Consider the following 408-nt stretch of genomic DNA (forward strand, 5'->3'; position numbering starts at 1 on the left):
GCTGAATATCATTATTCGTATGAGGCACGGTGATACACAACGTGATCCTCTCATCAATAGGTTGGCTGATTGCAGCAGTGTAAGGCAAAGCAATAAATGCTGGATTCACATGAGTAGGATCCTGCACGGCACCCTCATGATGGCTGAAGATCCTGATCCAACGACTGACAAGGTTGGCATTAATACTATGTTGCAGTGCGACCGAAGCGATCGAGGTATTAGGATTTTTACAGGCATTGACAATACTGAGTTTGAATTCTTTGCTGTATGTTCTGCGTTTTTTAGCAACAGGAGGTGTTGCTGAATATATATCCATGTTCATGGATTAAGTCCCCACTTGTTTTTAGGTGGGAACTAAATTAAGGCTTATAGGATCGCTTGGTAAGGCTGTGTTAGCCGGATGCTTAC

1 protein-coding gene is annotated in these 408 nt (G+C 43.1%); it reads right to left on the reverse strand.

Annotated elements, in window-relative coordinates:
- Positions 1-322 (reverse strand): transposase (locus D7V20_RS19565; protein ID WP_031984408.1); only part of this gene is annotated, 322 nt, incomplete at its 3' end.
- Positions 323-408 lie beyond the last annotated feature (86 nt).

The organism is Acinetobacter rongchengensis (assembly GCF_003611475.1).
GTDB lineage: Bacteria > Pseudomonadota > Gammaproteobacteria > Pseudomonadales > Moraxellaceae > Acinetobacter > Acinetobacter rongchengensis.